This is a genomic window from Bacteroides parvus (assembly GCF_017309675.2).
Lineage (GTDB): Bacteria > Bacteroidota > Bacteroidia > Bacteroidales > Bacteroidaceae > Bacteroides > Bacteroides uniformis.
Map to the genome: position 1 here is coordinate 1,854,349 of NZ_CP084680.1, position 20,284 is coordinate 1,874,632.

Sequence of the window (20,284 nt, forward strand, 5' to 3'; positions counted from 1 at the left end):
TTGCAGTAGTTTTGCAGTGGGTGATTGCTGTATTTTTTGCCGTTCTTCCCTTTTCTTTGCACACTTTCGGGCTTTTTATGCAAAAACTTCCTATCTTTGCAGCCGAATTTTACTAAAAATAGGTATGAATTACAATTTGTTGAAAGGAAAAAGAGGCATTATTTTCGGTGCTCTGAATGAGCAGTCCATTGCCTGGAAAGTAGCAGAAAAAGCAGTAGAAGAAGGTGCAACCATCACTTTGTCGAATACGCCGGTTGCCGTACGTATGGGCGAAGTGTCCGCTCTTTCGGAGAAACTGAACTGCGAGGTGATTCCCGCAGATGCTACAAGTGTAGAAGATTTGGAAAATGTATTCAAACGCTCTATGGAAGTATTGGGTGGCCCGGTCGACTTCGTGCTGCACTCCATTGGTATGTCTCCTAATGTGCGTAAGAAACGTACATATGATGATTTGGATTACGATATGTTGGAAAAGACGCTGGATATTTCCGCTGTCTCTTTCCACAAGATGATACAAGCTGCCAAGAAGCTCAACGCCATTGCCGACTACGGTTCAATCCTGGCTCTGAGTTATGTGGCTGCGCAACGTACGTTTTACGGTTACAACGATATGGCAGATGCCAAGGCACTGCTGGAATCTATCGCCCGCAGTTTCGGTTACATCTACGGACGCGAACACCATGTACGTGTCAACACCATTTCCCAGTCTCCTACGATGACCACTGCCGGTTCCGGTGTGAAAGGTATGGACAAGCTGTTCGACTTCGCCAACCGCATGTCTCCGCTTGGTAATGCTTCTGCCGATGAATGTGCCGACTACTGTATCGTCATGTTTTCCGACCTCACCCGCAAGGTTACCATGCAGAACTTGTTCCACGATGGAGGTTTTTCTAGCGTAGGTATGAGTCTTCGCGCCATGGCTACCTATGAGAAGGGTTTGGATGAGTATAAGGACGAAAACGGAAATATCATCTACGGCTAATGGAAATCGCACTTTATCTTTTGCCTGTCACCTTGGGCGATACGCCTATTGAAACGGTGTTGCCTCCTTATAATGAGGAGATAATACTGGGAATCCGCCATTTCATCGTGGAGGATGTGCGTTCGGCACGCCGGTTTCTGAAGAAGGTGGACAAGGGAATAGATATTGATGCGCTGACATTCTATACGTTGAACAAGCATACGTCGCCCGAAGACATCTCCGGCTATCTGAAGCCGCTGGTGGAGGGGCAGCCGATGGGCGTAATCTCCGAAGCCGGTTGTCCGGCTGTGGCCGATCCGGGAGCGGACGTGGTGGCTATTGCACAACGGAAAAACTTGAGAGTGGTCCCCTTGGTGGGACCCTCTTCTATTATCCTCTCTGTTATGGGTTCCGGTTTCAACGGTCAGAGCTTTGCCTTCCACGGTTATCTTCCCATTGAACCGGCAGAGCGTGCCAAAAAGCTGAAAATGCTGGAACAACGCGTCTATAATGAACATCAGACCCAGCTTTTCATTGAAACGCCTTACCGCAATAATAAGATGATAGAGGATATTCTTCATAACTGCCGTCCGCAGACCAAGCTCTGCATTGCGGCGAACATTACTTGTGAAGGGGAGTATATCAAAACCAAGACAGTGAGGGAGTGGCAGGGAAAGACTCCCGACCTTTCTAAGATTCCTTGTATTTTTCTCTTGTATAAATAATAGCTTCCAGGTGCTCGAATTCATATTCCAGGCAACTGCTGAAGAAGTTCCGTCCCAGGTTGTGTTCCATTTGCTGGAACGTCCATAGCTTTCCACCCTTGAAATTCTTATTGCATAAGATGGAGTCATCGTCCAGGTCTAGCGTGAAGAGATAGACCAGGCGGTCGGTGGCTTCATTCTCAAAATGATACATGAAGTTGAAGTGCAAATGGTCTAATGGGGCGGTGGGAAGCGTTTGCCGTAAAATTCTGTGTGCGCCTTGTTCCAATGTTTCTCCATATATCAGATAACCCTCCATCAGTAAGTCGATTTTGTCTTTCTCGAAAACGTTGCATTTGGGGCGGGGGAGGAGAAACAGCATGCCGTGTGAGGCAACGGCAATCCGGATGACCGGATTGATATAGTCGTTTTTCCGGTTGATGGCTTCTGAAGCGATGGCTTTCCCCATGACATCTCCTTTGGTGTTGACTATCGGTACGAAAACCGTGTGGTTCATCACTATATTGAAATAGAAGATACCGAATTGGTTGAACAGAATGCCTAATATAAAGACGAGGGGAGGCGCCACATAAAACAGAATGTGGCGGGTAGTGTCTCCCAAAGGGTAACTGACCAGAATCGCCAAGGAGATAATCAGAAAATGCAGCAGGCTTATGATAAGGATTACGCGTGAGGATACGATGGCGGCTTCTGCCCCTTGTGCAAAAAGCTGCTTGCAGCATTTCTGTGTCTGAGACATGTGGTAGTCCAGAAATTTTCTCCTATTGAGGTAGATGACGAATGGGGGAATAATAGCGCTGATTTCCAGTGTGAACGGAAGCATAAAACGTGGACAGTAGTTTACGAGGAATAGGGTTGTTACCGATAATAGCAGTAACATTCCGGTAGTGCAGTAAAGTATGATTTGTGGAACATGAGTCCCTCTATGCCTCACCGAATAGATGCTAAAGAAGAGTCCTACACCTGTACCGATGTAGATGGACATGTCCTGCGTTATAAACTCGCATAATATGATGGATATTATAACGGGGATGAATCCCAGCGACATATTGAATCTTGATGATAGAATTCTTTGATGATTCATTATCCGTATTATGATTTTGTCGTTTACATCATAACAACTGGGAGATTTAAATGTTTCCTGTTTTACTTCTTTTTTGTATAAAATGAATCTGTTTTTCTGCATGATAGGAGGAGCGTACCAATGGGGCGCTTTCCACTTGCTGAAACCCTTTTTCCAATCCTTTCTCTTTGTAGAGTGCAAATTGTTCGGGAGTAATATATGCCGCTACCGGATAATGTTTGTGTGTGGGTTGAAGGTATTGCCCTATGGTCAGTATGTGACAGCCCACTTGGCGAAGGTCGTCCATCAGTTCTTCCACTTCTTCCGGAGTTTCGCCCAATCCCACCATAATGCCGGACTTGGTGGTGGTATTGCTTTCTGCAATCTGCCGCAACACTTCCAGGCTTGTCTCATACTTGGCGGCACTGCGCACGAGGGGGCTGATGCGGCGGACAGTCTCCATGTTGTGCGAAATGATTTCCGGTTGTGCATCGATAACTTGTGCCACGAGCTCCTTTCTTCCCTGGAAGTCGGGAATCAGCACTTCGACGGTGGTGTCCGGATTGAGCCGCTTGATTTCCCGGATGGTACGTACCCAGTGCGATGCGCCTAAGTCGGGCAGGTCGTCACGGTCTACAGAGGTGACGACTGCATGGGAGAGTTTCATCAAGGCGATGGATTCTGCCACATGTGTAGGCTCATCGGCATCCAGCGGCAAGGGCTTCCCGCTTGCTGTGTTGCAGAACTTACAGCACCGGGTGCAGATATTTCCCCCAATCATGAAGGTTGCGGTGCCTTTCCCCCAACATTCCCCCATATTGGGGCAACGGCCGCTGCTGCAGATGGTATGGAGGCAATGCGACTCGACAATGCGTTTGGTCTCGGTATAGCGCTCGTTGGCACCGATGCTTATTTTGAGCCATTCAGGCTTACGTACTCTTTCAGGCATTATTTCAATTCTTTGTTGAAAAAGTTGGTCAACCGCGTATATAGGTGTAACCGGGTATTTCCTCCGTAGATACTGTGGTTGCGGTTGGTGTAAACCTGCATATCGAACTGTTTGCCGAGCTGTACCAGTTGTTCGGCATATTCGGCACAGTTCTGGAAGTGTACATTGTCGTCTGCCATGCCGTGTACTAGCAGCAGGTTGCCGTGCAACTTGTCGGCACGGGTAAAGGCGGAACTGGCCTTATAGCCTTCGGCGTTTTCTTTCGGTGTGCGCATAAAGCGTTCGCCGTAAACGGTGTCGTAGTAGTTCCAGTCGGTAACGGCAGCTACGGCTACTCCGGCCTTGAATACCGGTGTTCCTTCACTCATACTCATAATGGTCATGTATCCACCGTAACTCCATCCCCAGATTCCGATGCGGTTTTTGTCCACATAAGGCTGGTTGCCCATGTAGAGGGCGGTTTCCACCTGGTCTTTGGCTTCCTTGATACCCAGGTTCAGATAGGTGCATTTGGCGAATTCGGCACCACGTCCTCCGGTGCCACGCCCGTCTACGCAGACCACGATATAACCTTGCGATGCCATGTAGGTTTCCCAGCTTACACTGAACTTGTCAAGCACTTGCTGTGAACCGGGGCCGCTGTACTGGTACATCAGTACCGGGTATTTCTTGCCGGCGGAGAAGTCGGCAGGTTTCATCATCCAGCCATTCAATGTGGTTCCGTCGGAAGTCTGGAAAGTGAAGAATTCCTTCCGTGGCATGTCATAGCCACTGATTTCCTGCTTCAATGCCGCATTGTCCATCAGGGTGGCAAGAGTCTTGCCCGTATTGTCGTTCAGTGTAATGACGGTCGGAGTATCCAGATTGGAATAACGGTTCATATAGTACTTCATGTTCGTACTGAACTGCGCACTGTTTGTTCCGGCTTGTGACGATAGCCTGGTCTTTTTGCCTTTCCGGTCAATCTTGTAGATGGCACTGCGCATGGGGCTTTCCTCGTTGCTGCTGAAGTAGAAGCTTCCTTCTTCGGGGTCATAACCCAGGAACTCCTGCACTTCATATGGTCCGGCTGTCACTTGTTTCAGCAGATTGCCACCTATGCTATACCAGTACAGATGGTTGTATCCGCTCTTTTCGCTGACAAAGCTGAAATTTTCCGGATAGAAGACGATGTTGTCGAATACATTCTCGCGGATATAGGTATCGCTTTCATCACGCAGAGCCAGTTTGGCTACCGTGCTGCGAGGGTCGGCAAAGTATAGGTCGAACCGGTTCTGATGGCGGTTCAGTGTCATGACGGCAAGCTTGTTGGGGTCTTGGGTAAAGCGGATGCGGGGAATATAGCCGTCTGCATCTACCGGCACGTTTATCTTGCGGGTCACTTTCGACTTGATATCGAAGGTGTGTACGGACACTTTGGAATTTACTTCTCCCGTTTTAGGATATTTGTAAGTATACTCTCCCGGATACTTCTCGAAAGGGGTGAAGTGGGGGGCTTGTCCGGCAAAAAGAGGGAAAGAGTAGGAGGGAACATCTTTCTCGTCGAAGCGGATGAAAGCCAGCATCTGGCTGTCGGCACTGAATTCCAGCGCACGGTTGAAGGAGAACTCCTCTTCGTAAACCCAATCGGGGATGCCGTTCAGCACCTCGTTCTGTTTTCCGTCTTCCGTCACCTGGCTTTCGCTGTTGCCATAGAGCAGTTTCACAAGGAAGATATTGTTGTCGCGTACAAAAGCCACCTGGTTGCCGTCCGGTGAAAATACGGGCACCTGCTGCGGGCCGCCGTCCGAAAGTTTTTCCACAATATTGTTGATTTTACCGTCCAGATTGCGCTTCAGGCTGTAGATGTAATGCACAGCCGTATAGGAATGGCGGTAGATGGGAGTTGTTTCGGTGGCAATGAGCAGTTTGCTGCCGTCCGGAGCAAAGCTGTAGCTGTCAAATGTCTTGAACGTGCATTCGCGTGCGGTAGCGGCATCAAACAGCACTTCCACGGGTTTTCCCGTTTTGAAGGAGTATTTGATGATTTGTGTCCTGTCCGCATTCATTTGCGAATAATGTTCTCCGTCTCCCGGGATGGGGATAACGCCGGAAATGTTCTTCGGAGTGAACTTGCCCGATATGATTTCTTTCAAATCGAGCGCCTTGCCACCTTGGGCGAAACCTGCCAGCGTACAGAGGCAGAGGAGAAGTGCGATGCTTATCTGTTTCATATCTATCTTTTATGCTTATCTGTTTCCATCTTTTTTCTGGGGAACAAATATACAACAAAGGGAAGATTTATCGAAGCAGTGGGCCGATTTTATTCTTTTTGAACAGAAAAAGCCCGTCCTGCTCCTTGGGGGCGAAGCAGGGACGGACGTCCGTCACTCATAGATGATGATTGGATGAGATGATGATTGGAATATCTTTCGTTACAAGCACTTGACTTTTCTTTGATATTCTGCAATGGCTGCATCCAGTCGTTCGTGGGCGGTTGTGTCACCCGGAACGTTGTGCGACGGATGGATGTACAAGTGTACGCCACGGTCGGCAAGGATTTCGGCAACGGTAGTGATGGTCATCCATACCATGGTGACGAAACTCAATGTAGACAACGGACCTACCTTGTCGAAGTGGTTCTTCAAAGGTACGGAGGCGTCTACCAGGGGAACGCAGGAATCCACTACGATATCTGCCAACTGGAAGAGGTTCTTTCCGCTGGAGTGGCGGCTGGCCTTGTCGCCCGTTTCGCTGGCCGAACCGTATACAATAACTTTCATGCCGCGCTTCTTGGCTTCCAATGCCATGTCTATATTGACGGCATTGATACCGGTATGTGAGAAAATCCACATACAGTCTTTGGAATCAAAATCATAGTTCTTCATAATTTCCTGGCCGTAGCCTTCTGCCCGTTCCAGGAAGAGGAACTGATGAATACCCATCTGGCCGATAATCTGCGTGAAGAATGTCAGAGGCAATTCGCAAAGCGGGTGGAATCCTACAAAGCTGCCGATACGCGGATACATTTCTTCTACGGGAATCGTTGCGTGGCCGCAACCAAACGTGTGGACCCAACGACCGGCTTCGATGGAGTCTGCCATAACAGTGGCTGCTTTTTTGATGTTTTCCAACTGGGTAGCTTCCAGCTTTTCCATAATGCCATGGGCATTCTTTAACCATTCGAGTGCTAACATAACTTTTTTGTTTTTTAAGAAGTTAATAAATTTATTTGAGTGAGCGTTTATACAAAAGGAGCATGACGGCAAGTGAGGCAATCATCAGATAAGGATAAAGCCCGATGCCATTGGTGTATTGGGAAACCATTCCCATCAGGCCATTCATTGCAGTCTGGCCAATGAGGGCTATGGCAAGCGCCACGCTGAATGCTGTTCCCGATAAGGACGGGTACCGGCTTCCAAGAATGCTGAGTATCACGGGATACGTGGCCGACAGCCCCATACCTACCAGCACCATGCCGACTGCTGCGCGTGCAAAACCCGGCGAGAACATAAGGAAACAGAATCCTATGGCAGTGAGCGTAAGGCTGTAGGGCAGTACGGTTTCCGGTTTTATCTTCTTGAATATCGCAACCTGCACCATACGTGCCACGGTCAGTCCCGCTACCATGCAGGTCAGTGCAATCAATGCCTGATTGGCCGGAATATCCGTCATCTGCCCAAAGTAACTTGTGGACCAATTGTTGCAGACACCCTCAATGCCGCTTTGGAAAAAAAGAATGAAGCTGAGTAGCAGTAAGCTGCTTTCTTTCAGCAGTCCCAATCCCTCTTTTACCGGGAAACCTTGTGCCTGCTTAGGGGCGGGGAAGCGTACGGGGATGCAGAATATAATGCCCGCAAGCATCACTACACCAATTCCCAGCAAGATGGTTTCGAATGAATAATGCTTGGAAAGGGAGCCCAGCAACATCGGTATGCCCAATGCGCCCAGTCCGTAGAACATGCCCAGAAAGCTGAGACGCGACCCTTTCTCGGATTCTCCCGAGATATCGGATACCAATGCATTGGTTTCTCCGTTGAGGATGCCTCCGCCCAAGCCGATGCCGACGATGGAAGCTTGCAGTAATGGCACACTTTCAAAGAAGGCAAGTCCTTCCATCCCCAGCAGTACGATGATGCAGCTGGGCACCAGCAGGGCTTTATGTCCGAACCGGTCTACGATGGGACCGAAAATCAGGGAACCGGCCAGCATGCCCAGCGGCAGGAAAGTGGCCAGTGAGGTTGTCTGCAACCCGCTCAGATTCAGCTTGGCTATGAGGGATGGCAACACTGCTCCCAATGTAATCATGGAGACTCCGAAGAAACACATCCCGATGCACGCTGCCGTGAATACGAGATTCTTGTGATAACTGTTACTCATACAAGTGATTTTTGATGGCAAGAAACGCTGCTCCTATCAGTCCGGCATTACCGGACAACTGAGAAGGTACAAATTCCACCTGCTTGATGCTGAGCGGCTGCGCCCATTTGCAGGCTTCCTTATAAATGTCATCTATAAAGATACCGGCAGGGCCGAAGACGCCTCCGCCCCAAATTATCTTCTGCGGGTTGAGCAGGCTGACCAGATTTGCGGAAGCCATGCCCCACATCTCGACGGCTTTGTGCAATACGGAGATGGCGATAGGGTCTTTTTCATTATAGGCACTGAACACATCATAGGCCGATATGCGGCAGATGGGTTTCTGGCGCAGTTTCCCTTTGTATGCCTTGTTGGCGCGTACGGCATCGCGTACCCGTGCCCCGATACCATTGCCGGAAGCGTAATATTCGAAACATCCGCATGCGTCATACTCTTCCCGGTAGGGAGGTTGCAGGGCCATCCAGCCGGTGGCGCCGATAATGTCGTTGGCTCCGTGCAACACGTGCCCGTCGATGATGATGCCGGCACCGATACCGGTTCCCACGGCAATGAATATGGCACTGTGACATTCTTTGGCGGCACCTTGCCACATCTCTCCATACATATAGCAGGTACGGTCGCTGTCGATGTATATCTCGATGCCCGGAGGCGTTACACTGCGCAGCTCCTCATAGAGGGGGTAGTTATCCCAGCCCGGTATGTTGGGGGCCCATACCCGGTTGGTTTGGGAGTAAACGATACCGGGGATGCAGACACCTATTCCGTCGATGTGTATACGGCTTCTGCGTGCTACGGTAAGAAGTTTGGCGAGGATATCCGCGGCGAGCTTGCCCACTTCGTGACCGGTTCTTCCTTTCAGGAGCCGTTTGCGGTTAAACATCATGCTTCCGTCCGGAAAGAAAATGGCGCTGGCTATTTTTGTGCCGCCTATGTCCAATGCGATTGTTGCCATGGTGTTATAGTATTTATAGGTTGATTCATTAAGGTTGTATGCAAAGCTATGAATTTATTTCATTCTTGAGGAGTATAAACTGAGGAAATTGTGTGTAAAAAGAGTGTCTAATCACTAAATTGTGTTTAATTTAATTGAGCTTGGATGTACTCTTTCTCAATTAATTAGTTATATATCAGTAGATGAAACATTTTTTAGTGCAGGCGGAAATTCTTTGTTTTATGTTCGTTAACAAATCAAGTGGAAAGTATTCTTGTTTTTGCAGGTTCATCCCACGGAAAAATCCTATATTTGCCACTTACATAAGGAATATGTATGGAAACCAAATCTACGCTCTATAATGAGTTCCCTTTTTTTCTGAAGCGATATTTTCCCTATAAGGTACAGAAAATATCGCTGCATGCCGGTTTTACGTGCCCCAACCGGGATGGAAACAAAGGAGTCGGCGGTTGCACCTATTGCAACAACCAGACCTTCAACCCCGATTATTGCCGTACGGAGAAATCCATTACCCGCCAGCTGGAAGAGGGCAAGCAGTTCTTTGCACACAAATATCCGGAGATGAAGTATCTCGCCTATTTCCAGGCCTATACCAATACGTATGGCGAATTGGAAGACCTGAAGCGGAAATACGAGGAGGCCTTGTCGGCAGACGGAGTGGTGGGCCTGGTTATCGGCACCCGTCCGGACTGTATGCCCGACAGCTTGCTGGACTATCTGGAGGAGATGAACCGGCATACATTCCTCTTAGTGGAGTACGGCATAGAGAGTACCGACGACAAGACACTTTGCCGCATCAACCGCGGGCATACTTTCCATGCCGCCGCCGATGCGGTGGAAAGAACCGCTTCACGCGGAATCCTGACCGGTGGGCATGTCATCCTCGGACTGCCGGGCGAGACGCACGAAAGTATCGTAGCACAAGCCGGTGTATTGTCCCGCCTGCCACTCACTACCTTGAAGATGCACCAGTTGCAACTGATAAGGGGTACCCGCATGGCTCTGGAGTACCGGCAGTATCCTGAAGATTTTCATCTGTTTGATGTGGAGGAATATATCGACCTCGTGATAGACTATATCGAGCATCTGCGGCCGGACTTGGTGCTGGAGCGTTTCGTCTCCCAGTCTCCTAAGGAACTGCTCATTGCACCTGACTGGGGACTGAAAAATTATGAATTTAATCATCGGGTTCAAAAAAGAATGAAAGAACTCGGTGCATATCAGGGAAAGAAGTATGAAATGTGAGAAAAAAGAATTATTTTTGCCGCAACTTTAAATATGGAATCAATCTAAATAAAGAATAATTATGAACCCAAAAACAGTGATAAAAGGAAAAATCCACTACGTGGGAGTGAATGACCGCAATAAGCATTTGTTTGAAGGTATGTGGCCGTTGCCGTATGGGGTTTCCTACAACTCTTACCTGATAGACGACGAAATGGTCGCTTTGGTCGATACGGTAGACATCTGCTACTTCGAGGTGTATCTGCGCAAGATAAAGAGTATCATCGGCGAGCGCCCCATCCAATATCTCATCATCAACCACATGGAACCGGACCATTCGGGTTCTATCCGTCTGATAAAGCAGCATTACCCCGACATCATCATCGTGGGCAACAAGCAGACTTTCGGCATGATAGAGGGCTTTTATGGCGTGACGGGCGAACAGTACATGGTGAAGGACGAGGATTTTCTGGCTTTGGGACATCATAAACTCCGTTTCTATATGACCCCGATGGTGCACTGGCCCGAGACGATGATGACTTTTGACGAAACGGAAGGAGTTCTTTTCGCCGGTGACGGTTTCGGCTGTTTCGGCACGTTGGACGGAGGGTTCCTGGATACCCGCATCAATCTGGACAGATACTGGGATGAGATGGTTCGCTACTATTCTAACATCGTAGGCAAGTACGGCTCTCCAGTGCAGAAGGCGTTGGCTAAGCTGGGCGGTCTGCCCGTTTCCACTATCTGCTCCACGCACGGACCGGTGTGGACGGAAAACATAGCCAAGGTTATCGGCATCTACGACAAGTTGAGCCGTTACGCTGCTGACGAAGGTGTGGTCATTGCTTACGGTTCCATGTACGGCAACACGGAGCAGATGGCGGAAGCCATTGCGGCGGAACTTTCTGCACAAGGCATCAAGAACATCGTGATGCACAATGTGAGCAAGAGCAATCCTTCTTATATCATTGCCGATATCTTCAAGTATCGCGGACTTATCATCGGCAGCCCCACCTACAGCAACCAGATTTATCCTGAGATAGAATCCTTGCTTTCCAAGATTCTGGTACGCGAAGTGAAGGGACGTTATCTGGGATACTTCGGATCCTTCTGCTGGGCAGGTGCTGCCGTGAAGCGTATGGGCGAGTTTGCCGAAAAGAGCAAGTTCGAGATTGTGGGCGACCCGGTAGAGATGAAGCAGGCCATGAAGGACATTACTTACGAACAATGCGAAAACCTGGCACGTGCCATGGCAGAGCGTTTGAAGAAGGATAGAAGTAATTAAAGTTGAATTACCCCTAATTTATTAACCTAATAAAAACAATCACAATGAGACTTATCATTCAATCGGATTATCAGTCCGTATCAAAGTGGGCGGCACATTATGTGGCTGCCAAAATCAAGGCCGCTCATCCGACACCTGAAAAACCGTTTGTATTGGGATGCCCCACCGGTTCTTCTCCGTTGGGCATGTACAAGGAACTTATCGACCTGAACAAGAAAGGCATCGTGTCTTTCCAGAACGTAGTGACTTTCAATATGGACGAGTATGTAGGTTTGCCCAAGGAACATCCCGAAAGCTACTATTCCTTTATGTGGAACAACTTCTTCAGCCATATAGACATCAAGCCGGAGAACACCAATATCCTGAACGGCAACGCTGCCGACCTGGATGCCGAGTGTACACGCTATGAAGAGAAAATCAAGTCCTACGGCGGCATTGACCTCTTCATGGGCGGTATCGGCCCCGACGGACATATTGCTTTCAACGAGCCAGGTTCTTCCCTTGCGTCACGCACCCGCCAGAAGACATTGACTACCGATACCATCATTGCCAACTCCCGTTTCTTTGACAACGACGTGAACAAGGTTCCCAAGACTGCCCTGACCGTCGGTGTGGGTACTGTGCTCAGCGCCCGCGAGGTAATGATTATCGTAAACGGACACAACAAGGCACGTGCCCTCTATCATGCAGTCGAGGGTCCCGTGATGCAGATGTGGACCATCAGCGCCTTGCAGATGCACGAAAAGGGTATCATCGTTTGTGACGATGCGGCTACCGAAGAATTGAAGGTGGGTACTTACCGCTACTTCAAGGATATTGAGGCGGAGCACCTGGATGCGGAAAGTTTGCTGAAGTAAGCAGATAATTATTGTATAATATGGATTAGCGCAGCTTGTTTGATTATGAAAAACAAGTTGCGCTTTCTTTTTGTACTTCGGAACGGCATGATTATCTTGGAAAATGATTACTTTTGCTCGATTTTGTAACCTGAATGGATACTTGAATTTTAAATATGGAAAGTGCGGAGTACTCTTTGGATGAGCTATTATGTCAGTCTCTTCTGTTGTTTCGTCAGTATCGGTTTTATGATGCTCCGGAATGTGGAGAAAAAGCATTCCGGATGTTGGAGGAAGCCCATGTATGGATGGGGCGTACGCAAGAGTGTGTGGATATAGCGAAATGGGGGTGCGTGATAGAGTGTCTTGCGCAGAAATACTACATAGAAGATGATACGGATGCGATTCTGGAAGAAATTGATGCTGCCTTGGTTGTGCATCGGAAGAGATAGAGAAAATCCATGCAGAAGTCACCGCCGTTTATTTGTGGCTGGGGTACTATTTCCTGCTACGTTTCAGAAACCGGGAATCCCGTTCCCATTCCCGTTGTAAACAGATAATGTCCAGCTTGTTGTGTGCTTTGGTCGAAATCTTCCGTAAGGTGGAGAAGGGGGGAGCCCCGACAGAAGTCTTGTCACATCTTTCGGTAGATGTTTGGAGAGAGATCGTCTGCTGGATGGAGCAGGTACATGATTCCCGTCTTTGCGAGAAGCAGTCGTCAGCTTTACTGGCACAATTTTATAAAAGGTCCGGGAAAGCAGGATGCTTTGCTCTAGCAGATTCTGGAGTTTTATTGCTTTTAAGGGGAAATTATCTCTGCTTAGTTTTATCATTTCTGCTTCCACACTTCCACCCACTTCCTGCATCCCTTTATTCATCGGCATTACAAGTGCTGTGGAAGCAACTCAAAAAGGTGGAAGCAACTTTTGCTTCCACAGCGAAAATACGCCGGAAAGTAAGTTAATATCTTGTTTGTTAGTTTATTAATAGAATGTACAGCAATTTGCAAATATCTTGTTTACACGATATGAGTTTCGTGTAAACAAGGTATTAACTTCGTAAAAGACTGTTTACCGATAGACTGCAGCTGGGCTCATAATAGGAATAAGATAGGTGTACAATATGGGGAAACCATGAGTGTAATAGGTGTTCAACGGCTATGAGGCACCTTGTTGACGGTCGTTAGTCGAGTGGTTGACGGCCGTTGGCAGAGCGTATCACGGTCGATAGGCGCTGATAACTCCGTACAGAAAATGGAAAGGAAGCCTATGTAAGGGGAAACAAGCTCTGAGCTATTTGTTTTGTTTGTCACATTTATCTTGTTTTTGTACATTATTGAAGCGTTTTTTTGTATCTTTGAAGGGAGGGGCCGTAAAAAAGCTTATTCTCATCCAAAGTTTAATTATATATACATGAATTATGAAGTGATGTATAGTGCTGTTCATAATATTCTGCTGTACAGTTATTTCTAATGCGCAGACAAATGGCATTGTGACTGATGGGGAAAAAGGATTGCCGTTGGCTGGTGTGAATATTTATCTCCAAAAGGATTCTGTGTATACGCAATGATAATCTGGTAAAGAACATGTTCATATGAAAAAACTGTTATATCTTGGGCTTTTGTCCGTTTGCGTACTGTTAGGTTCTTGCGTAGAGAAGAACGTATCCAATGCTTTTGATAAGGTAGAGAGGTATATGGATGTATATCCTGACAGTGCATTGCTGCTGTTGGAGCAAATTCCTCATCCAGAGAAGCTTCGTGGAAAGCAGCGGGCAGATTATGCATTGTTGTTGACACAAGCACGTGATAAAAACTATCTGGATAGTTTGCAGTCGGATTCGTTGATAAAAAATGCGGTAGATTACTATTTAGAGGGTGATGATAAAGTAAAAATAGGAAAGGCTTTTCTCTATTATGGTAAGGTACTGGATTTGCAAAAAAATGAAGCGATGGCTATGAAAGCCTATTTGGATGCCTATGCAGCGTTGGAGAAGACCAAAGAGTATAAGATGCTGGCTTTAATTCAGCAGTATATGGGTTCTTTGAATAGTGATCGGAAGATGTATGATATGGCGCTTAATAATTATCGAAGGTCTATTTTTTATAGTATGAAAACGAGTGATACTTTGAAAATAGTATATAGTTATCGGAATATAGCTTGGATTTATGAGATTAAGCAAAATTGTGATAGTGCAACTTGGTATGCAAAGACTGGAATCTCATTATTAAAAGGGGATAGTTTGTCTCCGGTATTTTCTTCTCTGCTACATTTTATGGGTGAGCAGGAGAAAAAGAGAAAAAACTATTCTGAGGCAATTACCTATTTTTGTTCGGCGGTCAAAAATGAACGAATTCCCCATCTCGCTTATTGTTATTGTATGTCGTTGGGAGATACTTATCTGCAACTTGGTCAATTAGAAAAGGCAGAAAAGTATTTGAAAAAGGTTTTAGCTTCAAAAGACGACTATACACAATCTGGCGCTTATAATTATCTCTATTTGTTGGAAAAAAAGCGTACTGATTATGTTAGGGCACTTGCCTATAAGGAAAAATCTGATTCATTGTTGAGAATTAGTCGGGAGATAGATTTGCAGAATAGAATTCTTACTTTACAGCGGAAATATGAGGCTGACAAATTAATGATGGAAAATAGGTTGCTTGCGCAAGAAAAACAAATCCAGCAATATGTATGGATATGCATGTGCTTGCTATTGATAGGCTTGGGCATAGTATTATATTGGGGGATAAAGAAGCAATATAGGAAAATATATAAGAAACGCCTTAAAGTGCGTATGGAGAGGGAGTTGAAGGTGTATAGAGAGAATGAACTGGCAATTAGGCAATATATTCATCAAATAGAGGAACTGAGACAAAAGGAAGCGCTGTCGGTGGAAAATACAAAAGAAAAGATTGGGAAATTAAATCAGAAAATGCAAATATTGATGAATGAGAATAAAGAAATCCGTGAAAATTCTGCTGTAAGTGCTCCATATATTTTGGGCCAATTGAAACAAGGCTTGTTACTTGTGGAAAATATGACCCGGCAAGACAAATTGAATGTTTTTGAATATGTGGATTTATTGTCCGGCAATTTTGTTACTCGTCTGCGGAAAGATTATAATTTGAATGAAAATAATCTCTTGTTATCTGTTTTGATAAAATTAGGTTTTTCTACAACAGAACTGCTTCTTGCTTTTGATTGCGAAGAAAACTCTATTTATAGGAAGAAACAAAGGCTAAAAGAAAGGCTTCATTTGGGTAAACAAGATGATTTGGAGGCGTTCTTCAGTTCAAATCCCATCTATTTGTCCATTATAAAAGATGAATAATGATGCGCAATATTCTGATATATAGTGTTTTATTGTGTATGTAGATTGTCCATATATTTATTGTCTATATTTCTTCTTTTTGCATTATCTTTATGGCATAACAATGAAATTCTTATGCTATGAAACTAAAGAGATTTTTGTGTCTTTTAAGCCTATGCGGTTTGTTGTCAATAACTGCAATAGCTACTGATTCGGGGCCTGTGGAGCGAGTGGAAATAAAGCTGTTTGTCACAGATGAACCTTTTACAATGCCAAATGGTCGGGAAAAGGAGCCTCGTTCTATACCTATGCTCGTTCCTTTCTCTGCATTTTTGAGTGAAAGCCATTCTATAGAGTTGGATTTCTATGAAGCTATCGGTGAAATAGAAATTATAATCTCTCAAAATGGAGATGTTATCTATTCTTCTTCCGAGAATGTTGTATCGCCTATATTGAAAAATATCCAATTACCGCAAGGTTCTTCTGGTGTTTTTTTGCTTGAAATAAGAAATGGTGAAGGGGCTTATGCTTTTGGTAACTTTGACTTGTAAAGATATGGAAATATGAGAACGTCGTCATATAATATAATAGTAAAAGTAGATGATGATACAGGGCGTTATGCTTTGTTGAACAGTTATACTCATGCTTTTGATATTGTAAATCAGAATGTATACTAGTATCTCAAGAATGAAGGTAGCGATTGTGATATTTCAGATGAAACAAAGAAGAAGCTTGTGAAGCGGGGGTATATAACCTCTTTGTCGAAAGAAGATGAAAGGGAATTAGTGAAACGGCTTTTAGATAAAATTTATGATGAAGTCCGTTTGAAGAATTTCGGTTTTCATTTTATAATTTCGTATGATTGCAATCTGAGATGCGTGTATTGTTATGAAGACCCAATATTGAATGGATGCGCGTGTTTACCCAAATGCAGGATAACCAAGGAACAAGTAGATAAGGCCTATGAAATAATAATAGAAAAGGATAAGGATAAAACTGGTAGAAAAACTATCCATTTGTATGGTGGAGAACCTTTCTTGGTTGAAAATTATGAAATGCTTGAGTATATTGTGCAGAAAGGTAAAGAACTGGGATATGTGTTTTCTGTAACATCTAATGGATATGACTTGGATAAATATATGGATTATTTAGAAGAAAATTCTAAAATATTTTCTTTTCAAATAACAATAGATGGAGTAGAGGATATACATAATGAGAGAAAACCACATTATAGGAATAAGGATTCTTTTGCTAAAATCACTTCAAACGTAGATAGTTTACTCAAACTTGGAATTTCGGTTTCAATTCGTATAAATACAGACCCTTATACGATGGAACGGGCTGATGAATTATTGGATTATTTCAAAGAAAAGGGGTGGCTTCAATACCAAAATTTTAAAGCTTATTATGCTCTCTTGAGAAAGGAAGTTCCAATAAAAGGAGAAAATGGAGAATATTCGAAAGAGATGTTTACGCAAAGTAGTTTCTTCTGCACTTATCTACAAAAAGGATTGGAAAAACAAGGATGTGGTAAAGTTATGTGTCAGGATTATAGCGTGAGGTCGGTGTTGACAAATATGCTTTTGGGGAAATCTACTCCTTATAAAAGTCATTTTTGCGGTGCGCAATCTGGTATGATTATATTTGATCCTTTGGGTGACATTTATTCTTGCTGGGATGTTGTGGGACAACGGGAATATAGAGTGGGACACTATATGCCAGATTTTGTATTGGAGGATACGTTTGCGGATAAATGGTTTGATTCGAGAGTTAGTAAATTTTCTTGTATTAAATGTAAATATGTGTTGTTTTGCGGTGGAGGATGTTTGGCAAACGCCATACGAACAACCGGAAATTTACAATCAGGTACATGCAATGATTATCCTCGTCTGTTCAATGCCGAAATAAAGTATATTTATAATGAAAAAATAAAGAAAGGTATTGATGAAAACTGAAGATATAGTGTTGAAGTATTTACAGTCGGATAAATGCAGAGAAGAAAAGTATCTTCCTAAAGAATTTTTTTCTGTAACTGTTGGTTTTTTTAAATTGCTTGAAAGTTTAGAAAATGCAGAAATGGATATTCGTTTGGGAATTGTAGAAGCTGAAATAATTTCATTTTGTACATGGAATGCCGATAATGTTTTTTTGGAGTCTCATATATGCGAACTGAAAAATTTGCTAAAATCGGATTTTACATTTGAAAAATTGTGTCGCTGTGAAGTTATATTTAAGTGTATGCGGAATCTTTATCTTGAAAAGTATGCAAATAATGGTGTAATATTGTTGGAGGTTAATTAATGCAGAGAAAAGTATTGAGTGAAGTAGTAGATTATTTGCATAAAGCCTATCCTGATGCTTCTATTGGGGTTGGTGGTTCTGTTGCTATAGGAACTTATAGAGCTGATAGTGATGTTGATATCCTATTTCAACAAGAGGATTGTCATAAAAACTTCTTAGTCTCTTTTTCCCATAGAGGAATTAAGGTCAGTATTTTTGGATTTAGTAGAGATGGTTTGCGTTGGAGCGAGCAGCGATTTCTGATGAACCATCACAATATGCCAGTTGCTTTTATTCTAAATGTGGTAGTTATATATGATAATAAAAAGCTAATAGCTGATTTGAAAGGTTTTATTAGAGAGGCTATAGAGAGACGTAAAGCATTAAAGTATGTCCTGATTGATGAGTTGAAAGCTCGTATTGAAACTCAGTTGCAAATAGAGCCAATTTCATGTTTTGATGCAAAAAGAAAAAGTTGTAACATAATTAATATGATAATTTTTATATTCTATTTGAAGTTTCATGCAGATAGAATTGTGCAGAAATTAGAAGGTTGTAATCCATATGACGTAATAAAACAAGATGATTATATATTATATGAGAAACTGAAGGGATGCTTACCTTATAGTTTTAAATCATATAGGCAACTAAAAGAACTTTTTGAGAATTATATAAATAATGTTTATTAAAAATAGGAAGATTTATGAAAGAGAAGATGGAAATTATCTCTTTGAATACTACTAAAGTAGAATTTGAAGAAGAATTGAATTTAGATGCAAGATTGCAAAGATTGGAGTCTAATGAGTTGAAACTTATAAGGGCTGGTGAAACTTGTGTAAGAATGGATTGTCCGACCTACGTTTGTCCGTCCATGTGGGGATGCTCATCGGATTGTAATCGTTGTGATGGAAATTGTGCACCTGCTTGTGAATGGGATGGTTGCACTCCTTATAATGATTTTGTAGGTTGTTTTTATAGCCCTGATGCATGCTTTGATATGGGCATGGATAGTTGTTTTAGTATGGATCCGACATGATGTGTACAAGTTAGAGAAAACGTTTATATGTTGTTGAATACGTTGGCTATATGAAATTATATATATTTCTTTTTCTTTTTTCCCTTTGCTGTACTTCTTCTTTAAATTCTCAGGTTAGGGGATGTGTTGTTGACGGGAGAGATAAATCCCCGCTATCTGGGGTCAATATCTATTTGCAACGTGATTCAACTGGAATTGCCATAACGGATGATTCGGGCAAATTTAAACTTGGTGATTGGAATCAGGGGATTCTGAATGATACTCTTGTCTTCTCTTACGTTGGCTATATGCCTATGAAATATACTTTGAAAGAATTAGAGGCTTCTGGATACATAGTTAAGCTGTATAGCTATTCCCAGTCGCTGCAGGAAGTGGTAGTGAAGGGAGAATCTAGGCGTACTTTCGGTGAGTATGAATTTTTGAATAACTTGCCGCAAGGGCTTTATTCTTCTGCCGTACTTGCGTGTGATGGAAAAATTTATGTTGTTTCGGGAGAGGAATCTTATGCTATATGCGGTAAGGGTATAGGAGTTACACGTTATGATAACTTGGTGAAGAAAATGTTTATATATGACATTGCTCGGGATGCTTGGAAAAAGTGCAGGCATTCTTTTAAGGCCCGTATTGGTCATGCTGTGCATTGTTATAAAAACAAATTGTTCATATTGGGAGGCAAGTATTTTTCTACTAATCGTAGATTGGAATTTACGTCTCCTCAGCTTGAAGTATATGATATAGAGAAAGATACGGTGTATGTGGACAAGCGTATTCCACATCAGGCTGTTAACCCCATTACGTTTATTTATAATGATTGCTTGTATGTGATGGGTGGTACGGTTAAAAAGAATAAATATTCCGATAAGGTGCATATGCTCGATTTGAAAACCGGTGTTTGGTACGACGCAGGAATAAAAATTCCCAAAGAATGGATGGATAATCTGAAGGGCGTTTTGGCGGGACATACAGTTTATTTGATAGGTGGAAATAGCACGGATTCGAAGTGGACTATAAGAAGTTTTAATTTATTGAGTGGCGAATGGAAAACATTATGTAACTTGAAAGAGGTGGTGTACGCACCGGAAGTGGCTCTTAACGGAGTTTTGATTTATATTTATGATGCGAATGTTTTACAGATTTATAATATTGAGACCAATGAAGTGAATACATGCTATTTTACGTATGGTATAAAGAAACCGGGATTTTGTTATGCCGATGGTAAATTGTATATCATAGGTGCTTATCGGGAGGGGCTTCCTTCGATAGAGGTTGTTTCTATTGATGTAGACAGATTGAATCCGAAATAGA

At 44.0% G+C, this 20,284-nt stretch carries 19 protein-coding genes; 13 read left to right on the forward strand and 6 right to left on the reverse strand.

Annotated features, from left to right (window positions below):
* The first annotated feature begins 124 nt into the window (after positions 1-124).
* Both JXR92_RS07355 and JXR92_RS07360 read left to right on the forward strand, forming a co-directional pair.
* Positions 125-982, forward strand: a complete 858-nt coding sequence (locus JXR92_RS07355) for an enoyl-ACP reductase FabI (protein ID WP_117964839.1) — start codon at positions 125-127, stop codon at positions 980-982.
* On the forward strand, positions 982-1,686 hold the full coding sequence (locus JXR92_RS07360) for an SAM-dependent methyltransferase (protein ID WP_117964837.1): 705 nt from the start codon (positions 982-984) through the stop codon (positions 1,684-1,686). Before JXR92_RS07355 ends, JXR92_RS07360 begins: the two co-directional genes overlap by 1 nt.
* On the opposite strand, the gene JXR92_RS07365 is transcribed toward JXR92_RS07360, so the two are convergent.
* From JXR92_RS07365 to JXR92_RS07390, 6 genes are all read right to left on the reverse strand, one after another.
* Entirely contained in the window at positions 1,652-2,770 is a 1,119-nt protein-coding gene (locus JXR92_RS07365) for a hypothetical protein (protein ID WP_117599450.1), read from the reverse strand. The two genes, JXR92_RS07360 and JXR92_RS07365, sit on opposite strands and share 35 nt — an antisense overlap.
* A gap of 46 nt (positions 2,771-2,816) precedes the next feature.
* Positions 2,817-3,698, reverse strand: a complete 882-nt coding sequence (lipA, locus tag JXR92_RS07370; protein ID WP_117599338.1) for a lipoyl synthase — start codon at positions 3,696-3,698, stop codon at positions 2,817-2,819.
* Complete coding sequence (locus tag JXR92_RS07375) at positions 3,698-5,911, reverse strand: S9 family peptidase (protein WP_117599339.1); 2,214 nt, start codon at positions 5,909-5,911, stop codon at positions 3,698-3,700. The genes lipA and JXR92_RS07375 overlap by 1 nt, the downstream gene beginning before the upstream one ends.
* A gap of 201 nt (positions 5,912-6,112) precedes the next feature.
* Positions 6,113-6,874, reverse strand: a complete 762-nt coding sequence (locus tag JXR92_RS07380; RefSeq protein ID WP_005823892.1) for a sugar isomerase domain-containing protein — start codon at positions 6,872-6,874, stop codon at positions 6,113-6,115.
* A 31-nt stretch (positions 6,875-6,905) separates the two neighbouring features.
* Positions 6,906-8,057, reverse strand: coding sequence for an MFS transporter (locus JXR92_RS07385; RefSeq protein ID WP_117599341.1), 1,152 nt, complete (start codon positions 8,055-8,057; stop codon positions 6,906-6,908).
* The gene (locus tag JXR92_RS07390; protein WP_117599342.1) at positions 8,050-9,009 is read right to left on the reverse strand and encodes an ROK family protein; all 960 of its coding nucleotides are present in this window, start codon (positions 9,007-9,009) and stop codon (positions 8,050-8,052) included. The genes JXR92_RS07385 and JXR92_RS07390 overlap by 8 nt, the downstream gene beginning before the upstream one ends.
* Positions 9,010-9,324: 315 nt before the next feature.
* On the opposite strand from JXR92_RS07390, the gene mnmL reads away from it, so the two are divergent.
* The 11 genes from mnmL (at position 9,325) to JXR92_RS07445 (ending at position 20,283) form a co-directional block, all read left to right on the forward strand.
* A complete protein-coding gene (mnmL, locus tag JXR92_RS07395) occupies positions 9,325-10,254 on the forward strand; it encodes a tRNA modification radical SAM protein MnmL/YtqA (protein WP_138345891.1) in 930 nt (309 codons plus the stop codon).
* Positions 10,255-10,315: 61 nt separating this feature from the next.
* The gene (locus tag JXR92_RS07400) at positions 10,316-11,518 is read left to right on the forward strand and encodes an FprA family A-type flavoprotein (protein WP_131225817.1); all 1,203 of its coding nucleotides are present in this window, start codon (positions 10,316-10,318) and stop codon (positions 11,516-11,518) included.
* A gap of 44 nt (positions 11,519-11,562) precedes the next feature.
* The gene (gene nagB / locus JXR92_RS07405) at positions 11,563-12,375 is read left to right on the forward strand and encodes a glucosamine-6-phosphate deaminase (RefSeq protein ID WP_131225819.1); all 813 of its coding nucleotides are present in this window, start codon (positions 11,563-11,565) and stop codon (positions 12,373-12,375) included.
* Positions 12,376-12,530: 155 nt separating this feature from the next.
* Entirely contained in the window at positions 12,531-12,806 is a 276-nt protein-coding gene (locus JXR92_RS07410) for a hypothetical protein (RefSeq protein WP_226791304.1), read from the forward strand.
* A gap of 1,141 nt (positions 12,807-13,947) precedes the next feature.
* Positions 13,948-15,684 (forward strand): hypothetical protein, encoded by a 1,737-nt coding sequence (locus JXR92_RS07415; protein WP_138345893.1) that lies wholly within the window; start codon positions 13,948-13,950, stop codon positions 15,682-15,684.
* 119 nt (positions 15,685-15,803) lie between these two features.
* Positions 15,804-16,214, forward strand: a complete 411-nt coding sequence (locus JXR92_RS07420) for a DUF3244 domain-containing protein (RefSeq protein ID WP_226791305.1) — start codon at positions 15,804-15,806, stop codon at positions 16,212-16,214.
* A gap of 207 nt (positions 16,215-16,421) precedes the next feature.
* Positions 16,422-17,618 carry a radical SAM/SPASM domain-containing protein gene (locus JXR92_RS07425; RefSeq protein ID WP_226791306.1) on the forward strand — a complete coding sequence of 399 codons (1,197 nt, stop codon included), beginning with the start codon at positions 16,422-16,424 and terminating at the stop codon, positions 17,616-17,618.
* Complete coding sequence (locus JXR92_RS07430; RefSeq protein WP_131225823.1) at positions 17,608-17,964, forward strand: hypothetical protein; 357 nt, start codon at positions 17,608-17,610, stop codon at positions 17,962-17,964. Before JXR92_RS07425 ends, JXR92_RS07430 begins: the two co-directional genes overlap by 11 nt.
* Before the next feature lie 14 nt (positions 17,965-17,978).
* Positions 17,979-18,632, forward strand: coding sequence for a nucleotidyltransferase domain-containing protein (locus JXR92_RS07435; RefSeq protein WP_165491388.1), 654 nt, complete (start codon positions 17,979-17,981; stop codon positions 18,630-18,632).
* Positions 18,633-18,646: 14 nt separating this feature from the next.
* The gene (locus JXR92_RS07440; RefSeq protein ID WP_131225827.1) at positions 18,647-18,979 is read left to right on the forward strand and encodes a hypothetical protein; all 333 of its coding nucleotides are present in this window, start codon (positions 18,647-18,649) and stop codon (positions 18,977-18,979) included.
* A gap of 50 nt (positions 18,980-19,029) precedes the next feature.
* Positions 19,030-20,283 (forward strand): Kelch repeat-containing protein, encoded by a 1,254-nt coding sequence (locus tag JXR92_RS07445; RefSeq protein ID WP_138345038.1) that lies wholly within the window; start codon positions 19,030-19,032, stop codon positions 20,281-20,283.
* The last annotated feature ends 1 nt before the right edge of the window (position 20,284 follow it).

What these genes read in the sequence shown, in the direction of transcription:
- JXR92_RS07355 (WP_117964839.1), top strand. Translation starts at nt 125, where the DNA reads ATGAATTACAATTTGTTGAAAGGAAAAAGAGGCATTATTTTCGGTGCT.
- JXR92_RS07360 (WP_117964837.1), top strand. Translation starts at nt 982, where the DNA reads ATGGAAATCGCACTTTATCTTTTGCCTGTCACCTTGGGCGATACGCCT.
- JXR92_RS07365 (WP_117599450.1), bottom strand. Translation starts at nt 2,770, where the DNA reads ATGAATCATCAAAGAATTCTATCATCAAGATTCAATATGTCGCTGGGA.
- lipA (WP_117599338.1), bottom strand. Translation starts at nt 3,698, where the DNA reads ATGCCTGAAAGAGTACGTAAGCCTGAATGGCTCAAAATAAGCATCGGT.
- JXR92_RS07375 (WP_117599339.1), bottom strand. Translation starts at nt 5,911, where the DNA reads ATGAAACAGATAAGCATCGCACTTCTCCTCTGCCTCTGTACGCTGGCA.
- JXR92_RS07380 (WP_005823892.1), bottom strand. Translation starts at nt 6,874, where the DNA reads ATGTTAGCACTCGAATGGTTAAAGAATGCCCATGGCATTATGGAAAAG.
- JXR92_RS07385 (WP_117599341.1), bottom strand. Translation starts at nt 8,057, where the DNA reads ATGAGTAACAGTTATCACAAGAATCTCGTATTCACGGCAGCGTGCATC.
- JXR92_RS07390 (WP_117599342.1), bottom strand. Translation starts at nt 9,009, where the DNA reads ATGGCAACAATCGCATTGGACATAGGCGGCACAAAAATAGCCAGCGCC.
- mnmL (WP_138345891.1), top strand. Translation starts at nt 9,325, where the DNA reads ATGGAAACCAAATCTACGCTCTATAATGAGTTCCCTTTTTTTCTGAAG.
- JXR92_RS07400 (WP_131225817.1), top strand. Translation starts at nt 10,316, where the DNA reads ATGAACCCAAAAACAGTGATAAAAGGAAAAATCCACTACGTGGGAGTG.
- nagB (WP_131225819.1), top strand. Translation starts at nt 11,563, where the DNA reads ATGAGACTTATCATTCAATCGGATTATCAGTCCGTATCAAAGTGGGCG.
- JXR92_RS07410 (WP_226791304.1), top strand. Translation starts at nt 12,531, where the DNA reads ATGGAAAGTGCGGAGTACTCTTTGGATGAGCTATTATGTCAGTCTCTT.
- JXR92_RS07415 (WP_138345893.1), top strand. Translation starts at nt 13,948, where the DNA reads ATGAAAAAACTGTTATATCTTGGGCTTTTGTCCGTTTGCGTACTGTTA.
- JXR92_RS07420 (WP_226791305.1), top strand. Translation starts at nt 15,804, where the DNA reads ATGAAACTAAAGAGATTTTTGTGTCTTTTAAGCCTATGCGGTTTGTTG.
- JXR92_RS07430 (WP_131225823.1), top strand. Translation starts at nt 17,608, where the DNA reads ATGAAAACTGAAGATATAGTGTTGAAGTATTTACAGTCGGATAAATGC.
- JXR92_RS07440 (WP_131225827.1), top strand. Translation starts at nt 18,647, where the DNA reads ATGAAAGAGAAGATGGAAATTATCTCTTTGAATACTACTAAAGTAGAA.
- JXR92_RS07445 (WP_138345038.1), top strand. Translation starts at nt 19,030, where the DNA reads ATGAAATTATATATATTTCTTTTTCTTTTTTCCCTTTGCTGTACTTCT.